This is a genomic window from Pantoea sp. PNA 14-12, from assembly GCF_004364735.1.
In the GTDB taxonomy this organism is placed as follows: Bacteria; Pseudomonadota; Gammaproteobacteria; order Enterobacterales; family Enterobacteriaceae; genus Pantoea; species Pantoea stewartii.
Window position 1 is genome coordinate 266,283 of record NZ_SOAJ01000004.1, and the last position, 17,716, is coordinate 283,998.

Annotated in this window: 16 protein-coding genes and 1 pseudogene; 9 read left to right on the forward strand and 8 right to left on the reverse strand. The window is 58.2% G+C overall.

Annotated elements, in window-relative coordinates; genetic code table 11:
- The first annotated feature begins 2 nt into the window (after positions 1-2).
- Entirely contained in the window at positions 3-1,433 is a 1,431-nt protein-coding gene (gene ftsP, locus C7434_RS15220; RefSeq protein WP_039342152.1) for a cell division protein FtsP, read from the forward strand.
- A gap of 44 nt (positions 1,434-1,477) precedes the next feature.
- On the opposite strand, the gene C7434_RS15225 is transcribed toward ftsP, so the two are convergent.
- Together C7434_RS15225 and dkgA are read right to left on the reverse strand one after the other, a co-directional pair.
- Positions 1,478-2,410 (reverse strand): flagellin, encoded by a 933-nt coding sequence (locus C7434_RS15225; protein WP_033739799.1) that lies wholly within the window; start codon positions 2,408-2,410, stop codon positions 1,478-1,480.
- Between the two features lie 478 nt (positions 2,411-2,888).
- Positions 2,889-3,716 (reverse strand): 2,5-didehydrogluconate reductase DkgA, encoded by an 828-nt coding sequence (dkgA, locus tag C7434_RS15230; RefSeq protein ID WP_006118176.1) that lies wholly within the window; start codon positions 3,714-3,716, stop codon positions 2,889-2,891.
- Between the two features lie 193 nt (positions 3,717-3,909).
- Between dkgA and C7434_RS15235 the strand changes: the two genes are divergently transcribed.
- Positions 3,910-4,818, forward strand: a complete 909-nt coding sequence (locus C7434_RS15235; RefSeq protein ID WP_033739797.1) for an AraC family transcriptional regulator — start codon at positions 3,910-3,912, stop codon at positions 4,816-4,818.
- A gap of 11 nt (positions 4,819-4,829) precedes the next feature.
- Here the strand turns inward: C7434_RS15235 and C7434_RS15240 are convergent, their stop codons facing one another.
- The 3 genes from C7434_RS15240 to C7434_RS15250 form a co-directional block, all read right to left on the reverse strand.
- A complete protein-coding gene (locus C7434_RS15240) occupies positions 4,830-5,489 on the reverse strand; it encodes a DedA family protein (RefSeq protein ID WP_006118175.1) in 660 nt (219 codons plus the stop codon).
- Positions 5,490-5,707: 218 nt separating this feature from the next.
- Positions 5,708-6,898 (reverse strand): cystathionine beta-lyase, encoded by a 1,191-nt coding sequence (gene metC / locus C7434_RS15245; protein ID WP_133745626.1) that lies wholly within the window; start codon positions 6,896-6,898, stop codon positions 5,708-5,710.
- 78 nt (positions 6,899-6,976) lie between these two features.
- Positions 6,977-7,783, reverse strand: coding sequence for an IclR family transcriptional regulator C-terminal domain-containing protein (locus C7434_RS15250; protein ID WP_033739792.1), 807 nt, complete (start codon positions 7,781-7,783; stop codon positions 6,977-6,979).
- 186 nt (positions 7,784-7,969) lie between these two features.
- On the opposite strand from C7434_RS15250, the gene C7434_RS15255 reads away from it, so the two are divergent.
- From C7434_RS15255 to pcaC, 6 genes and pseudogenes are all read left to right on the forward strand, one after another.
- Positions 7,970-8,659, forward strand: coding sequence for a 3-oxoacid CoA-transferase subunit A (locus C7434_RS15255; protein WP_054633141.1), 690 nt, complete (start codon positions 7,970-7,972; stop codon positions 8,657-8,659).
- Positions 8,660-8,669: 10 nt separating this feature from the next.
- On the forward strand, positions 8,670-9,326 hold the full coding sequence (locus C7434_RS15260) for a 3-oxoacid CoA-transferase subunit B (RefSeq protein WP_033739788.1): 657 nt from the start codon (positions 8,670-8,672) through the stop codon (positions 9,324-9,326).
- Between the two features lie 10 nt (positions 9,327-9,336).
- Complete coding sequence (pcaF, locus tag C7434_RS15265; RefSeq protein ID WP_033739787.1) at positions 9,337-10,539, forward strand: 3-oxoadipyl-CoA thiolase; 1,203 nt, start codon at positions 9,337-9,339, stop codon at positions 10,537-10,539.
- Between the two features lie 3 nt (positions 10,540-10,542).
- Complete coding sequence (locus C7434_RS15270) at positions 10,543-11,883, forward strand: 3-carboxy-cis,cis-muconate cycloisomerase (protein WP_033739785.1); 1,341 nt, start codon at positions 10,543-10,545, stop codon at positions 11,881-11,883.
- A pseudogene (gene pcaD / locus C7434_RS22220) lies at positions 11,880-12,626 on the forward strand (3-oxoadipate enol-lactonase); the annotation flags it as partial. The gene C7434_RS15270 and the pseudogene pcaD, both read left to right, overlap by 4 nt.
- A 9-nt stretch (positions 12,627-12,635) precedes the next feature.
- Positions 12,636-13,022 (forward strand): 4-carboxymuconolactone decarboxylase, encoded by a 387-nt coding sequence (gene pcaC, locus C7434_RS22225; RefSeq protein WP_206536933.1) that lies wholly within the window; start codon positions 12,636-12,638, stop codon positions 13,020-13,022.
- Between the two features lie 9 nt (positions 13,023-13,031).
- Here pcaC and C7434_RS15280 read toward each other — a convergent pair whose 3' ends face one another.
- From C7434_RS15280 to pcaH, 3 genes are read right to left on the reverse strand one after another with little or no spacing between them, the layout of a single operon-like run.
- Positions 13,032-13,964 (reverse strand): LysR substrate-binding domain-containing protein, encoded by a 933-nt coding sequence (locus C7434_RS15280; RefSeq protein WP_033739783.1) that lies wholly within the window; start codon positions 13,962-13,964, stop codon positions 13,032-13,034.
- Positions 13,965-14,024: 60 nt separating this feature from the next.
- Positions 14,025-14,645 (reverse strand): protocatechuate 3,4-dioxygenase subunit alpha, encoded by a 621-nt coding sequence (gene pcaG / locus C7434_RS15285; RefSeq protein WP_033739781.1) that lies wholly within the window; start codon positions 14,643-14,645, stop codon positions 14,025-14,027.
- The gene (gene pcaH / locus C7434_RS15290; RefSeq protein WP_033739780.1) at positions 14,642-15,382 is read right to left on the reverse strand and encodes a protocatechuate 3,4-dioxygenase subunit beta; all 741 of its coding nucleotides are present in this window, start codon (positions 15,380-15,382) and stop codon (positions 14,642-14,644) included. Before pcaH ends, pcaG begins: the two co-directional genes overlap by 4 nt.
- A 233-nt stretch (positions 15,383-15,615) precedes the next feature.
- Between pcaH and C7434_RS15295 the strand changes: the two genes are divergently transcribed.
- Entirely contained in the window at positions 15,616-17,508 is a 1,893-nt protein-coding gene (locus C7434_RS15295) for a sugar phosphate isomerase/epimerase and 4-hydroxyphenylpyruvate domain-containing protein (protein ID WP_033739778.1), read from the forward strand.
- Positions 17,509-17,716 lie beyond the last annotated feature (208 nt).

The window sequence follows — 17,716 nt, forward strand, 5'->3', positions numbered from 1 at the left end:
TCATGTCTTTCAGCAGACGTCAGTTTATCCAGCTTTCTGCCGGTGTGGCGCTCAGTGCCACGGTAATGCCGCATGCGGCACGTGCCGCTTCCTTGCGTGGTGACACGCCGCTTCCCGTTCCGCCGTTGATCGAATCCCGCCGGGGTCAGCCGCTGTTTCTGACCTTACAGCGCAGCCACTGGTCGTTTAACGGTGACAATAACAAGGTGCCGGTCTGGGGCATCAATGGCATGTACCTTGGGCCAACTGTCCGTGTTTACAGCGGCGATGATGTCAAACTGATCTACAGCAACCGCCTCAATGAACCGGTTTCGATGACCGTCAGCGGCCTGCAGGTGCCAGGGGCACTGATGGGCGGCGCGCCGCGGATGATGTCAGCGGGCGTCGACTGGGCACCGGTGTTACCGATTCGTCAGAACGCCGCCACCTGCTGGTATCACGCCAACACGCCAAACCGCATGGCACCGCACGTCTATAACGGCCTGGCGGGCATGTGGCTGATCGAGGACGACCTCAGTAAGCAGCTTCCGTTGCCAAAACACTATGGCGTGGATGACTTTCCGCTGATCATTCAGGACAAGCGGCTGGATAACTTTGCGACACCGGTTTATGACCCACCCGCTGACGGCGGTTTCCTGGGCGATACGCTGCTGGTTAATGGCGTACGCAATCCGTTTATTGAGGTATCACGCGGCTGGGTGCGCCTGCGGTTGCTCAATGCCTCCAATGCCCGACGTTACGAACTCAGCATCAGTGATAACCGACCGTTTACGGTCATCGCCAGCGATCAGGGTTTTTTACCGTCGCCGGTAGCGGTACAGCGGTTAACGCTGGCTCCCGGTGAGCGGCGCGAAGTTCTGGTGGATATGTCGCAAGGGGATGAGGTCTCCATTACGGCGGGCACCGCGGCTGGCATCATGGATCGCCTGCGCGGTTTCTTCGAGCCTTCGACGATTTTGACCTCAACGCTGGTGCTCACGCTTCGCCCCACTGGCCTGCTGCCGCTGGTGACGGATAATCTGCCAATGCGTTTACTGGCCGATCAGATTCTGGACGGCGCTTCGGTGCGTACCCGGGAGTTTCGTATTGGCGACAGTATGCCCGGCATCAACGGTGCCGTGTGGGATATGAACCGCATTGATACCACCGCGCAGCAGGGCACATTTGAGCGCTGGATTATCCGTGCCGATCGTCCGCAATCGTTGCATATTCAGGGCGTAATGTTCCTGATTAAGAGCGTGAACGGTGCGCAGTCGATGGGGGAAGACCGGGGCTGGAAAGACACCGTCTGGGTGGACGGCGAGGTCGAACTGCTGGTCAACTTTACCCAAAGCTCTTCAGACCATTTCCCGTTTGTCTATTACAGTCAGACGCTGGAGCTGGCGGATCGGGGAACGGCAGGTCAGCTGCTGGTGCAGCCTGCCACGGCATAACGGAGCAGACTGTGCCGGGCAGGGCTTTCAGCTTTTGCGTTTGGCTAGCGCAGAAGCTGCAACATCAGTTGGGGCATCTGATTTGCCTGGGCCAGCATGGCGGTACCGGCCTGCTGTAAAATCTGCGCCTGTGACATCGCCGATACCTCCGCAGCGTAGTCCACGTCCTCTATCCTGCTACGGGCAGAGGTAAGGTTTGTGACCATATTGTTCAGGTTGGCGATAACCGACTGAAAGCGGTTCTCATAGGCACCCAGCATACTACGCTGACTATCAACGGATTTAATCGCCCGATCGAGATCGGCCAAAGGCGTACCGTCTGTCGCGGTTCCACTTGCTCCGCCGGTAACATCCCCTTTTAAAACGTCAAAGCCTTCTGCCGCAACCGTACGGGCCACGCCATTTACGGTATCTCCTGAGGTCATTTGCCGGATATTAAGTGTCGAGCCGGTGGTACCCGCTTTCAGAAGGTTATAGCTGTCGCTGGCATCCAGATCGATCGTGATCGTTTCGCCGTCTTCCGCACCGACCTGAAAGCGATACGCAGCCGAGCCCGAGCCGGTATTCAGCATACTAATGCCGTTAAAATTCGTTTGTGCGGTAATACGGTTAATCTCCTCCATTCGCTGATTCACTTCTGTCTGAATAGAGTCGATATCCGCAGCGGAGTTGCTGCCATTTTGCGCCTGCACCGTCAGGTCACGTATGCGTTGCAGGTTGTCGTTAATCGTGGAGAGCGCCCCTTCAGCGGTTTGTGATAGCGAAATCGCATCATTGGCATTCCTGCCCGCTACCGTCATGCCGTCGATGTTTGAGGTCAAACGATTAGCAATCGCCATTCCCGCCGCATCATCTTTCGCACTGTTAATGCGCAAACCTGAAGACAGGCGCTCAATGGCGGTCGATAAAGCATTTTGAGAGTTATACAGATCGTTTTGAACGATCAACGACACGATATTGGTATTGATAACCGACATGATACGCTCCCTGGTTAAGTCGCTTAACGTTCTGAAAACCGTGAAATGACGTTCAATGGTGGTAGCCGGGATCACGCGACAGGTGTGACAGAAAACAGTATTACCTGCACAACGACGTTTTCACAAAAGCGGAGCGGCTTCGGTGTGTTGCAAAATTTTACCTGTTATAACAAGGTAAGGTGAGGTGATTTGAATTTTAAGTTTCTGATTTAAAAGACAAAATACAAGGAGAAATTAAGGTGTCAGCGTTCAGCGCAAAAAATTTGATTTAACAGAGCGGAAAGACAGGGGGATTTCGGTCAGGGAAGGGTTTTTTTGCCCGGCGCCGCGCACTGCCCAGAAAGGCGTTGCGTAATTATTATGCGTTTTGTCATACATTTTAAGGACGTTTAACATTTTGCGTGGGCGCTAACCGTAAAAAAGCCCCTCCCGGAGGAGAGGCCTGCACGAGGCGTGCATCGGGTCCGATGCGCCCGTGTTAGCCGTTAAACGTATCCGGGTCAGGACCTAAACGCTTACCGGTATCAAGCTGGGCAATCTCACTCATTTCTGCCTTATCCAGGCGGAAATCGAACACATTGAAGTTTTCTTCGATGCGTGCCGGCGTGACGGATTTCGGGATAACCACCAGCCCGCTGTCCAGATGCCAGCGGATAACGATTTGCGCCGGCGTCTTACCGTATTTTTTGGCCAGAGACTTGATGATTTCCTGATCGAATACGCCTTCGCCGCCCTGAGCCAGGGGACTCCAGGACTCGGTCTGAATCTGGTGCATGGCGTTCCAGGCATGCAGCGTGCGCTGTTGCAGCATCGGATGCAGCTCGATCTGGTTGATCACCGGGGTTACACCGGTTTCTTCCAGCAGACGTTTCAGGTGCGGCTGGTTGAAGTTACAGACGCCGATGCTTTTGACCAGGCCTTGTTGCTGCATCGCAATCATGTTCTTCCAGGCGTCAACGTACTGATCTTTCTCCGGGCACGGCCAGTGCATCAGATACAGATCTACCTGCTCCAGCTTCAGTTTTTGCAGACTGGTTTCCAGTGCCTGCTGGACATTTTGCTGGTCAGCATTCCACAGTTTAGTGGTGATAAAAATATCCTCACGCGCGACATCGGTTTCCTGTAACGCCTGACCAATCGCTTCTTCATTTTTGTACGCGGCGGCGGTATCAATTGAACGATAGCCAACGTCCAGCGCTTTCAGCACGGCGTTGCGCGCATCTTCCATGCTGGCTTGCCACACGCCAAGTCCAAGCTGTGGCATCATGTTACCGTCGTGCAGTTTGATAATAGGTTGGTCTGCCATATCCTGCTCCTTACATTTGCAGTAAACCAGGGAATCTTCGCTGTGCTTAAGTCTAGCTAACAATTTTCAGGCTGCCTGCGAACAGGCGAGGATAACCCTGCCTGATCCTGTAAACTTCTTGCCTGATTCTCCATTTTGCTGGCGATTTAACCAGGCGCGCGGCAAACTGCGCTTTTAATTTTCAGGAGTGATGATGCCCCACGACTTACTGTGTCAGCGGCTGGCTCAACAGGTGGTCACGCTGATGACGAACGGACGCGAACAGCTGTGTCCGGTGGAAAATGTCTCACTGATTTATGCGGGGCAGCACCGACCGCGTGAGCCCATCATGTATCAGCCCGGCATTGTCATTTTGTTTCAGGGCAGCAAAACCGGTTATCTGGGCAGTACGGTTTTTCAGTACGACGCCACAAAATACCTGATGCTCACCGTGCCGCTCCCGGTCGAATGTGAAACCTGGGCGTCACCCGAGCAGCCTCTGGCCGGGATGTGCCTGCGCGTGGATACGGCCAGCCTGCAGGATTTGCTGATGGACATCGGTGATGACGAAGGGTTTCAGCCTCAGCCGTTGACCTCGGGCATTCACTCTGCCTTTCTCACGGAGCCGATGCTGTGTGCGGCAGAACGCCTGCTGGATGTGATGACCCAGCCTCGTGATGCAAGGGTGCTGGGGCCACAGATTGTGCGGGAAATTCTTTACTATGTGCTGACCGGCCCGATTGGGGGTGCACTGCTGTCACTGGTGAGTCGTCAGACGCAGTTCAGCCAGATTGCCCGGGCACTGCGCCGTATAGAGAATCACTATGCCGACAACCTCAGCGTGGACACGCTGGCGGCAGAGGTGAACATGAGTGTCTCAGCGTTTCATCATAATTTCAAAGCGGTGACGCAGACGTCGCCGCTGCAGTATCTCAAGCGGTATCGCCTGCATCAGGCGCGTTTACTGATGCTGCAGGATGGCCTGAAAGCCAGCGTCGCGGCGGTGCGCGTCGGTTATGAGAGTCCGTCGCAGTTTTCGCGGGAGTTTAAGCGCTACTTTGGCGTGACGCCGGGTGAGGAAGTGAATCGGGTGCGTCAGACGGTGGCCGAACCGCCCGCCTGACGCACGCGTGATCAGGCTCTTTGACGACGTTTTTTCCAGATAACCACGATGCTGCCAACCAGCCCGACGACCAGCAGCACCATCGGTAATACCATCAGGACAGCCATCACCTGATCTTCGTGCCGTTTGATAAACGGCACCTGGCTGATGCCGTAACCCAGCGTCACCACAATGCCCACCCACAGCAGACCGCTCAGCCAGTTAAACAGCTGAAAACGGCTGTTCTTCAGGCCGGAAATGCCCGCCATTGTTGGCAAAATGGTACGAATAAAGGCCAGAAAACGTCCCACCAGCAGCGCCATCAGGCCATGACGATTAAACATATTCCATGCGCGTTGGTGATATTGTGCCGGAAGCTGCATCAGCCAGCTCTTAACCAGTCGGGTATTACCCAGCCAGCGGCCTTGCAGGTAACTGAGCCAGCAGCCCAGACTGGCGGCGGTGGTCAGGATCAAAAGCGTGGGGAAAAAATCCATCACGCCTTTGGCTACCATCGCGCCAGCCAGCAGCAGCAGACTGTCGCCGGGCAGAAAAGAGGCGGGCAGTAAACCATTTTCCAGGAATAGCGTCATAAACATCACGCTGTAGACGATCCATACCACTTCCGGATTGGCCAGCGCGGCGAAGTCTTGATGCCAAAGCGCGTGCACAATCTCATGTAAAACACCCATTAGCTATCCCATTACGTCACAATCATGCTGAATTATAGTGTTCAGATCGGCCTGACCTCTTGGTTGTCGCCTGCCCCAGAGTGGGCGACAACCTTAACCTGCGGGGGTTCTTCTGCTCGCTGAACACTTTTATATTAAGAGAATTTTAACATCTATCTGGCTGTGGCCTGTCGATATATCACACGGGTCTGTATCTGGTTTATATCAGGTTTACTCTTTTAGCGCGTCAGGCGTGCAAAACCCGCGTCAAGATCAACCAGTAAATCATCCACATGTTCCAGACCGATGTGCAGCCGTACCAGCGTACCGCTGAAATCAATGCCGCCCGCCGGGCGAATAGCCGCCAGCTCTTCGGGTTGACTGGCTAAAATCAGCGACTCATAACCGCCCCATGAGTACGCCATGCTAAAGTGCTGAAAATGATCAAGATACATCGCTAACTGCTCGCGGCTCAGTTTTTCCTTCAGCACAAACGAAAATAATCCGCTGCTGCCGCTGAAGTCGCGTTGCCAGAAGGCGTGACCGGGGCATGAGGGCAGCGCCGGATGATTCACTCTGGCGACCTCCGGGCGGGCGGCCAGCCATTCCGCGACCTGAAGTGCACTTTCTTCATGCTGCCGCAGACGTACGCCCAGCGTACGTAACCCCCGGCTGGCCATGTAGGCGGTATCGGCATCCACCATCTGCCCCATCAGGTAGCTGTTCTCGCGCAGTTGATCCCAGCAGCGGGCATTAGCGACGGCGGTCCCAATCATGGCATCGCTGTGACCAATCAGGTATTTGGTGCCAGCCTGAATCGAAATATCCACGCCCAGCGCTAGAGGACGAAACAGCACGCCCGCCGCCCAGGTGTTGTCGATCATAATAATCGCGTCCGGTGCTTTTGCGCGCACCGCCGCCACAATGGCGGGGACGTCCTGCACTTCCATCGTGATGGAGGCGGGCGACTCCAGGAACACCACGCGCGTGTTGGGCTGAATCAGGGTGGCGATCGCATCGCCGATGCCGTGATCAAACCAGGTGGTGGAGACCTGAAGTTTAGCAAGGATTTTGGTGCAGAAATCCTGGGTTGGTTCATACACCGCGCCGCTCATCAGCACATGATCGCCTGCTTCAACAAACGCCAGAATAGCGTTAGAGACCGCTGCGGCGCCGCAAGGATACAGCACACAGCCCGCGCCGCCTTCCAGCTCTGTCATGGCGTCCTGCAAGGCAAAGTGGGTCAGCGTGCCACGACGACCATAAAACAGTTCGCCCTTTGCCCGCCCTGCGGTCGCGCGTTTTTTCTCCGCAACGGTATCGAAAACCAGCGACGAGGCTCGCTGAATGACCGCATTCACCGAACCCTGGGTATAACGTTTATCGCGTCCTGCGCTGACGAGTGTGGTATCAATTTTTTTTGTGGTCATGAACTCCCTGCCTTGCCGCTTGCACCTGAGCCTTCACGTTAGCACGAATTCGGCGATGACGTTGAGGGGCAACACAGATTATTCGCGCAGCAACAGGGAGATTTCCCGTGCGGCCTCCTGCAGTAGCGGCAAATGGTGTTGACGCAGCGTATCCGCAGAAACCTGTCCGGCATGGACGCCGACGTTCAGAGCGGCCACGATGCGTCCGTCCGCGCCACAAAGCGGCACGGCAAGCGAACGCAGACCGATTTCCAGTTCCTGATCGTTAATGGCGTAACCCTGCTGCCGGACGCGGGCCAGTTCTTCACGCAGTGCGCTGCTGCTGACCAGCGTGTGGCTGGTATAACGCAGCTGGGTCAGCCGCGCCAGATAGTCGTTCAATGGCTCAGCGGCAAGCCCGCTCAGCAGCACTCTGCCCATGGAGGTGGTACTGGCGGGCAGACGACTGCCGATATGCAGGTCGATCGTCATGATGCGCGACGCGGACGCGCGGGCGATATAGAGAATGTCATCCCCGTCCAGCACCGCCATTGAGCAGGACTCGTTCAGCGTCTGGCTCAGCTGGCGTAAAACCGGCTGTGAGGCGCTGGCGAGCGGCGTGGCGCCCAGCCAGTTATGACCCAGAGTGAGCACGCGCGGACGCAGTTCAAAGTTTTTACCATCTTCGGCATAGACAAAACCCAGCTTACTCAGGGTATACAGACAGCGCCGCACGGCTGCGCGCGGAATACCGGTGCGCTGACTGATTTGCGACACGGACATCACGCGTCGCTGTGGGGTGAATGCCTGCAAGACTTCCAGCCCACGCGCCAGTGAAGCCATAAAGTTCGGATCCCCTTTCCAGGGATCGCTGCTGCCGCGCAGCGTCTGATCGTCATCCGTCATGCTTTTCTCCCGAGATTAACTGGATCGTCCTGCAACTGTGCGAACGATCACATTGTGCTATTTGGTTTTGCCAGTGACCGATAATCGCACACTATTTCGATAATCGGTATTGTTTGCGCTCACAGAGCGATCTACTTTTTGGCTATTCACTACCAACCGGCTGATGCCGGGCTAAAGGAACAGCTAATGATCAATAAAAGTGTGGCAACACTGGCAGAGGCCGTGGCGGTCATCCCGGACGGGGCCAGCATCATGATTGGCGGATTTGGACCTGCCGGTCAGCCGCTGGAACTGATCGATGCGTTGATCGAAAGCGGCGCTCGCGGGCTGACGGTGATCAGCAATAACGCTGGCAACGGTGACAGCGGCCTGGCCGCGCTGCTTAAGGCAGGCCGCGTTGATAAAATGATTTGTTCATTTCCGCGCCAGGTTGACTCCTGGGTGTTCGATGAGCGCTATCGTCGTGGAGAGATTGAACTGGAGCTGGTGCCACAGGGCAACCTTGCCGCCAGGATGCAGGCCGCAGGCAGCGGTTTAGGCGGCATTTTCACCCCCACCGCCTTTGGCACGCCGCTGGCGGAAGGCAAGGAAACGCGGGAAATCGATGGCCGCCATTACGTGTTCGAAAAACCGCTCAAAGCCGATTTCGCGCTTATCAAAGCCCATCAGGGCGACCGCTGGGGCAACCTGGTGTATCGCAAAGCGGCGCGGAATTTTGGCCCCGTGATGGCGATGGCCGCCACCACGACCATTGCCCAGGTAGCAGAGCTGGTGCCGCTGGGCCAGCTCGATCCTGAAAACGTCGTCACGCCGGGCATTTTTGTCCAGCGCCTGGTGTGCGTTCCCCATCCCGTTACCCTGACCGTTTCAGCCTGAGGAGTCGGCAATGCAAAAACTCACCCGTGACCAACTGGCACAGCGCGTGGCGCGCGATATTCCGGAAGGGGCTTACGTTAACCTGGGGATTGGCCTGCCGACCCGCATTGCGAACTATCTGCCTGCGGACAAAGAAATCTTTTTGCACAGCGAAAACGGACTGCTCGGCATGGGGCCAGCGCCTGCGCCGGAAGACGCCGATCCGGAGCTGATCAATGCCGGAAAAGAGCTGGTAACCCTGCTGCCGGGCGGCTGCTTTTTCCATCATGGCGACTCCTTTGCCATGATGCGTGGCGGGCATCTGGATATCTGCGTCATGGGCGCGTACCAGGTATCCGTCAGCGGCGATCTGGCGAACTGGAGTACCGGTGCGCAGGATGCAATTCCTGCTGTCGGCGGCGCCATGGATCTCGCCATTGGCGCGCGCAAGGTTTACGTGATGATGGACTACCTGACGAAAAAAGGGGAATGCAAGCTGGTGAAGCAGTGCAGCTATCCGCTCACCGGGCTGGGGTGCGTCAGCCGGATCTATACGGATATGGCCGTGATTGATATTACGCCGGACGGTCCGCTGGTGGTCGAGTGCTGCCCCGGGCTGAGTTTCGAGGCGCTCCAGGCGGTCACGCCGGTGCGTTTACTGCAACCTGAACTGGCGACCACCGCCTGAGGAACCGCGAATGCAACAGGCTTTTATTTGTGATGCGCTCCGCACGCCATTTGGCCGTTATGGCGGCGCGCTCGCGGGAATTCGGGCAGACGATTTGGCGGCCTTACCGCTGGCGGCGCTGCTTGCCCGTCAGCCTGCTTCTGTCGCGCAGGCGATCGATGATGTGATCTATGGCTGCGCCAATCAGGCAGGCGAAGACAATCGTAACGTGGCGCGTATGGCCCTGTTACTGGCCGGGCTGCCGTCCAGCGTGCCTGGCACGACGATCAATCGTCTTTGCGGTTCGGGGCTGGATGCCATCGGCATGGCGGCCAGGGCAATAAAATGCGGCGAAGCCGAGGTCATGATCGCAGGCGGCGTAGAGAGTATGTCGCGCGCGCCCTTCGTGACCGGAAAAGCAGAAAGCGCGTTTAGTCGCAGCCTGAAAATGGAAGACACCACCATGGGATGGCGTTTCATCAACCCGCAGATGCGCGCCCGCTTTGGCGTTGAAACCATGCCGGAAACGGCGGAAAACGTGGCACGCGATTTTGCTATCAGCCGCGCCGATCAGGATGCCTTTGCGTTACGCAGCCAGCTTCGTACCGCGCGTGCGCAGGAGATGGGCCTGTTCAGTGACGAGCTGATGACCGTCACTCTCCCGCAGCGCAAAGGTGAAGCTATCACTGTTGCCTGCGATGAGCATCCGCGCAGTACCTCCCTGGCGGCGCTGGCGGGATTAAAAGGCGTCGTGACGCCGGACGGCAGCGTGACGGCAGGCAACGCCTCGGGCATCAATGACGGGGCCTGCGCCTTATTACTCGCCAGTGAAAACGCGGTTGCCGCCCACGGCCTCACGCCGCTGGTGCGTGTGGTCGCGATGGCTGCCTGCGGCGTTGAACCGCGTATCATGGGTTATGGTCCCGTACCTGCGGTACGCAAAGTGCTGGCCCAGAGTGGCCTGACGCTGGCACAAATGGACGTAATCGAATTAAATGAAGCGTTTGCTGCCCAGGCGCTGGCCGTGACGCGGGCGCTCGGGCTGGCCGACGATGCCGCGCAGGTGAACCCTAACGGCGGCGCAATAGCGCTGGGCCATCCGCTCGGCGCATCCGGTGGCAGGCTGGCCATGACCGCGGCCTATCACCTGCGGCGCACCGGAGGACGTTACGCACTCTGCACCATGTGCGTCGGTGTCGGGCAGGGAATCGCACTTATTCTGGAACGGGTATAATTAATGTCTCTTTACCGCGCCATGTTTATGGCTTCTCCTCTCAGTGAGGGCTTCAGCGATACGGCGCTGCTGCAGGGGATGCTGGATTTTGAAGCTGGCCTGGCACAGGCGCTTGCCAGTGCGGGGCTGATGGACCGCGAATCTGCGCAGATCATTCAGGACTGCTGCCGTGCCGACGCGATCGATGCCGCTGCGCTGACCCAGGCCGCAGGGCTGGCCGGCAACCTGGCGATTCCCCTCGTCAAACAATTGACCGCTTTGGTGGCTGCCCGATCGCCCGAGGCGGCGCGCTATGTCCACTGGGGCGCAACCAGCCAGGACGCAATCGACAGCGGACTGATGCTGCAACTGCGCGCGGCGCTCAGCGGTACGGCTACGCTGTTGGATCGGCTGATTGCCGTGCTGAGCGCGCAGTGCGAACGGCACAGCAAAACGCTGATGGTCGGACGCACGTGGTTGCAACATGCCTTGCCCGTTACCCTTGGGCTGAAGCTGGCAGGCACGCTGGACGCCCTGGTACGCGATCGACAACGCCTCAGGGCGATGCAGACGCGGGTACTGGCGCTGCAGTTTGGCGGGGCGGCAGGCACGCTGGCCTCGCTGGGCGATAAAGGCGAGCAGGTCGAGCAGGCACTGTCCGAGGCGCTGAATTTGCCGCGTAGCGCCACGCCCTGGCATGCTCAGCGCGACAGGCTTACCGAGCTGGCAGGCTGGTATGCCGGCCTGACCGGGACGCTGGGCAAGCTGGCGCGGGATATGTCGCTGCTGATGCAGAGCGAGGTAGGGGAGATCAGCGAACCTCAGGCGGCAGGGCGCGGCGGCTCCTCAACCATGCCGCATAAACGTAATCCGGTACTGTGCGCCGCCATTCTCAGCGCGGCCAATCGGGTACCGGCGCTGATGTCCGGTCTGTATGCCGGGATGGTGCAGGAACACGAGCGTGCGCTGGGTGGCTGGCAGGCCGAGTGGCAGAGCCTGCCGCAACTGATCATATTAAGCGGCGCGGCGCTGGCCCACAGCACGGAACTGATCGACGGGCTGGAGGTGCATGAAGATGCCATGCAACGTAACCTTGGCCTGACGCAGGGATTAATTATGGCGGAAGCGGTCACGCTGGCGCTGGCGAACGAGATGGGACGCCAGCAGGCGCACCATCATATTGAGCAGTGCTGCCGCCGGGCGCTGGACACACAGCAGAGTTTGTTGTCCGTACTGAGCGCGGATGAAACGGTCAGAACGCGCCTGAGTCATTCAACGCTGGAGGCGCTGCTCGACCCGGCCAATGCCACGGGCAGTGCGGCGCGCTTTATTCAACAGGTTTTAGCGGCGGCGAGGGAATCATGACACTTCATTACATCCTTGAGGGGCCAGACGATGCTCCGGTGGTGTTATTCAGCAACTCCTTAGGAACGGCGGCAGACATGTGGCAGCCCCAGCGCGATGCGCTGATCGGTCATTATCGCATTCTGCGTTACGATGTCCCGGGGCACGGTGCCTCGGCACCGAACGGACAAACCCGTTCGCTGGAACAGCTGGGGAGGGCGGTGCTGTCGCTGCTGGATAAGCTGGCTATCGACAGGGTGCATTTTTGCGGCATTTCGATGGGCGGGCTGACCGGACTCTGGCTGGCCCGTTTCCATCCTCATCGCCTGATCACGCTCACGGTCGCCAACAGCGCCGCGAAGATCGGTGAGTCTGCGGCCTGGCAGCAGCGCGCAGCGCAGGTGCGTCAGTACGGTATGGCGGCGATTGCTGACGGGGCCGCCGCACGCTGGTTTACGCCGGCGTTCTGCGAACGGGCACCCGCCACCGTGCAGGCGTTGCTCACGCAACTGCGTGCCTGTGATGCAGAAAGTTATGCGGACTGCTGCGATGCGCTGGCTGCCGCAGATTTACGTCACGAACTGGCGGCCATTCATCTTCCTGTGCTGGTCATTGCGGGGCGGGACGATGCCGTGACGACGGTGGCCGACGCAGAAGCCATGGTGGCGCACATCCACGGCGCGCAGCTGGTGGTGTTGCCTGCGTCGCATCTCTCCAGTGTGGAGGTGTGGCTGGCGTTTAATCGTGCCCTGCAGCCGTTTATTGACGCGCAACTGACGCAGCAGCAGCGTTATCAGCAGGGAATGACGGTGCGCCGCGCGGTACTCGGTGACGCGCATGTGGACCGCACTTTGGAGAATCTGTCCCCTCTGAACGACGAATTTCAACACTTCATCAGTCGTTACGCCTGGGGAGAGATCTGGACCCGGCCCGGATTGTCGCGCCACACGCGCAGCCTGATCACCATCGGTATGCTGATTGCGCTTAACCGTGAAGCCGAACTGAAAATGCATCTGCGGGCCGCATTCAACAACGGGGTCAGTCGGGATGAGATCAAAGAGGTGCTGATGCATGCCGCGTTGTATTGTGGCCTGCCTGCGGCGAACGCGGCCTTCCACCTGGCGCAAAGCATTTTCGACGAGCGGGATAGTGCCCGTTAAATCGCGGTGTCAGACCGGGACATCCAGCACCCGCTGACGCAATGCCGCCACCAGATGTTGTTGTTCAGGGGGCGGTGTATGCTGCTGACGGGTCAGGATGCCCACCGCTTCGGCCATGCCCTGGTTCGGCAGCGGCAGAGCCCGAAGCTGATTACTCGTTAAGTCGTCGCGCACCGCGCCGTAGGGCACCAGCCAGACGTAACCGTGGTTTTGCGTCAGCCGCCGCGCCAGCGTCGTTGACAGGGTTTCTACCGCGCCTTCGGGCAGGGTCAGCCCATGGCTGGTCATCAGCGATTCCGCATTTTGACGCGGTACGGTGCCGCGTGGCGAAAGGATCAACGGCCAACTGAGCGCTTCTGCCAGGGTCACGCCCGCATGCAGCAAGGGATGGTGCGGGGCCACGACCAGACGCAGTGTTTCCAGATACAACAGTTCAAAGTTCAGACCGTCCATCAGAACCGGTTCCGCCATCCGTCCGATTCCCAGCGTCATTTGCCCCGACTTTATCGCCATCAGCAGCGCGTCGTTCGAAAGCGTAGTGACCTGTATACGCCAGCCCGGATAGTGCTGCTGCAGGCTGGCCAGCACCGGCGCAACCACGCTGCCGATGGCGGTCGGCAAGGCACCGATATGCAGAGGCGCGAGATGTGGCGCGCTGTCCGGACGCATGACCTGATCGACCAGCGTAAGTGCATCCAGGATGCGAATGGCGTCATGCAGAAAGCGCGTCCCGCTGGCGGTCAGCGCTGTTCCCTGGCGGCTGCGCACCAGCAGTTGTTCACCGGTCAGGTATTCCAGTTCGCTGAGGGTTTTCGATAAGGCGGGCTGAGTAATACCCAGTTGGCGGGCGGCACGGCCCAGCGTCCCTTGCTGCGCGGTGGCAACAAAAGCGTGAAGATGACGCAGGCGCACGCGCTGACTGAACCGGGAAACACTATCCATGGCTCATGGTAAGAATTTGCCGCCGCAGCGGCAAGGACAATGTAGCGAGATTGTTAAGCGTCAGACATCAAAAAATACGGTTTCGTTTTCGCCCTGCAGAACGATATCGAAACGGTAAACCGTTTCGCTGCCGCGTTGTTCACGGTGTGCCAGCAGGGTGTTGCGCCGCTTCTCCCACTCAATCAGATTCAGCACCGGATCCCGGGCATTTGCCGCCTGTTCATCGGCAAAATAGAGGCGGGTGTTCAGGCCGATATTGATACCTCGTGCCACAATCCATAAGTTGAGGTGAGGCGCCATGGGACGTCCGTCGCGGCCGGTCACGCTGCCGGGCTTGATGGTTTCAAAACGCCAGATGCCGCTGTCAAAATCGGAGCAGGTGCGCCCCCAGCCGCGAAACGCCGGATCCAGCGGCTTGTCGTGCTGCTGATCAGCGGGATGCTGGTAGCGCCCGGCGGCATTGGCCTGCCACACTTCAATCAGCACATCGCGCACCGGCGTGCCAGAACCATCGTAAACACAGCCTTCAACGGTAATGCGCTCACCGCGCGTTTCCGGCTGCGTGAGCACCTCGCTGAAATTATGTTCAAAGATATCAAAGCCCGCGGCATGCGGTGCCAGGCCAATGTGCACGTAAGGGCCGGCAGTTTGTGAGGCCGTTTCAGGCAGATAGTTTTTCATGATGCGGCTCCCTGAGTGCGGTTTTCGAACCAGGTTGCGCGGTGACCCCGCAATACCAGATCAAAGCGATAGGCCAGACAGTCCAGGGGAATCGCCGAATGCGTATCCAGCTCTGCAATCAGGGTGCGGACGGCTTCTTCGCTGCCTACCGACTGCAGGATAGGACAGCGTCCTACCAGCGGATCGCCCTCAAAATACATCTGCGTAATCAAGCGCTGAGCAAAGGCTTCGCCAGAAAGGGAAAAATGAATATGGGCTGGACGCCAGTCGCTGACCTGGTTACGCCAGGGATAGGGGCCGGGCTTAATGGTCCGAAAGCAGTAGTAGCCATTGTCGTCGGTCAGCATGCGACCACAGCCGCCAAAATTCGGATCGATGGGGGCCAGATACTGATCTTTTTTATGACGATAGCGACCGCCAGCATTGGCCTGCCATACCTCAACCAGGGCATTCCGCACCGGCTGACCAAACGCATCGCGCACGTAGCCATGCACAATGATGCGCTCGCCAATCGGCAGGCCGTCCTTCGCATAATTAAGAATCAGATCGCTGTCCCGGGGGCCCAGCTCCTGACGGGTGAACACCGGCGCGGTGATTTCCGATAAGGAATTTTGCAGAGAAATCAGCGCATTGCGCGGCGAGCGCAGTATGCTGGTTTTGTACAACGGCGCAAGCGCCGGCGGGTGATGGCGGTAATCACGGTGTACCAGTTCACGGGCGGGCCAGTCATTTTTCATCCAGGCATCCTTATTGTTTTGTTTTTCGCGTACAGAGGAACGAGTGTAGGAAGCGTAACTTGTAAAAGAAAAGTGAAAAAACGTAGCTGTGCTCATAACCAAAAATCATGACCTGTCACATTGACGAAATGTTCCATCTGGTTCATAACAATTGCCAATCTCCGTTAGCAGAACGCCTCGCTGCTGACTGGCTGCTTTAAGGTCACCCTGTGACCGTTTATCAGGAGGCAATAATGAAACGTTCTGTCGCAACGGTCTCGGTATCGGGCACGCTGCCGGAAAAGCTGCGCGCAATCGCCGCCGCCGGCTTTGATGGTGTCGAAATTTTCGACAACGATTTAGTCTATTATCCCGGCTCACCCGTGGAAATTCGCCAGCTGTGCGAAGAGCTGGGGCTGGAAATTTTGCTGTTCCAGCCCTTCCGTGACTTCGAAGGCGGCCCGCGTGACAGGCTGGCACAAAATCTGGCCCGTGCGGCGCGCAAGTTTGAGGTGATGACGCAACTGGGCTGCCAGCGGATGCTGGTATGCAGTAATGTGTCACCCGACTGCAGCGATGATTTCAACACCCAGGTCAGCGATCTGCGTGCGCTGGCGGAGCTGGCCGCGCAGTACGGTATTACCCTCGGTTATGAGGCGCTGGCCTGGGGCCGACATGTCAGCCTGTGGCGTGATGCCTGGGCCCGCGTGGAAGCGGTGGACCATCCCTCCTTTGGCATTGTGCTCGACAGTTTTCATATTTTGTCTCGCGGCGACAGCCTTGACGGCCTGGACATCGTGCCGCCCGAAAAAATAGTGTTCGTGCAACTGGCAGATGCGCCGCTGCTGAAAATGGACGTGCTTTCCTGGAGCCGTCACTTCCGCTGCTTCCCCGGCCAGGGGGAACTGAATCTGACGCAGTTTATGACGCAGCTGTCAGCACATGGCTATCGCGATGCCTGGTCGCTGGAGATTTTTAACGACGGATTCCGCGCTTCACCGGTAGTGCCGACGGCGCAGGACGGCTACCGATCGCTGTTGTGGCTGGAGGAGCAAACCCGCGACTGGCTGGTCAGGCAACCGCTGCTGCCCAGCGCGCTGGCTTCGCTGGCGGGAGAAGAATTATTTCACTCAGCGCCTCAGCCGCCGCTGATGGCACTGGAGTTTATTGAATTTGCCGTCAGCCATAACGATGCGCTGGCGTTAGGGCAGTGGCTCACGCAGCTTGGCCTGGTGCACGCGGGCGAGCACCGTTCGAAACAGGTTTCGCTTTATCGCAACGGCAAGGTCAACGTCATTCTGAATGCGCAGCCCGACAGCCAGGCCAGCGGTTACTACCATCAGCATGGTATTTCCCTCTGTGCAGTGGCCTGGCGCGTACGCGGCGTGGAGAACCTGATTCAGCGGGCGCAGGATTATGGCTACGCTATCTGGCAGGGCGAAACCGGCCCGAATGAACGTCAGATACCGGCTTTATGCGCGCCGGATGGCAGCCTGATTTATCTGGTGGAAGACGAGCCCGCCGGTCAGGACGGTTACCACAGTGATTTCAATTTAACGCATCGCAGCGCGCCTCAGCCTGCGATGCAGACCCTGGATCATCTGGCGATCGCGTTGCCGGATGAAACGCGCGACAACTGGATTATGTTCCTGCGCAGCGTACCGGGCTTTGTTCAGGATACCGAATGGGAACTGCCTGATCCGCTTGGGCTGGTGCGCAGCCGTGTTTTACGCAGCCCGAATGATGCTATCCGTCTGCCGTTGAATATGTCGGTCAGCCGGGAAACGCAGATCGCCCGTGCGTTGACGACCTACCAGGGGGCGGGATTACAGCACGTGGCGTTTGGTTGCGACGATCTGTTCAGCGCAGTAAAAGCCGCCCGCGAACGCGGCCTGAAAACTTTGCGCATCCCCGCTAACTATTATCAGGATCTGCTGGCGCGCTTTGACCTCGACCCGGATTTTCTGGCGCAGTTACAGCGCTTTGACGTGATGTATGATCGCGATGAACAGGGCGGAGAGCTGCTTCACGTCTATACGGAACCCTATGAAAAAGGGCGCTTTTTCTTTGAACTACTGGAGCGGCGGCGTCGCTATCACGGCTTCGGTGCGGCAAACGCGCCGGTACGGCTGACCGCCATGCGGTAATTCACAGGGGCCAGGCTGACTGGCCCTGTTACCCCAATCCCGCGTTTTCTCTCTTTCCCTTTGCTGGCATCACGCCGATCACGCTCACAATCCTCACCGGACAGTCCAGACAGACTTTCCAGAAAATTCCTTATTTTTAACAAGCCATTAACGCATTTCAGCTGCCCGCACGGGCGCAGGTTGCGCGATAAACGCACAAAATTTCGAT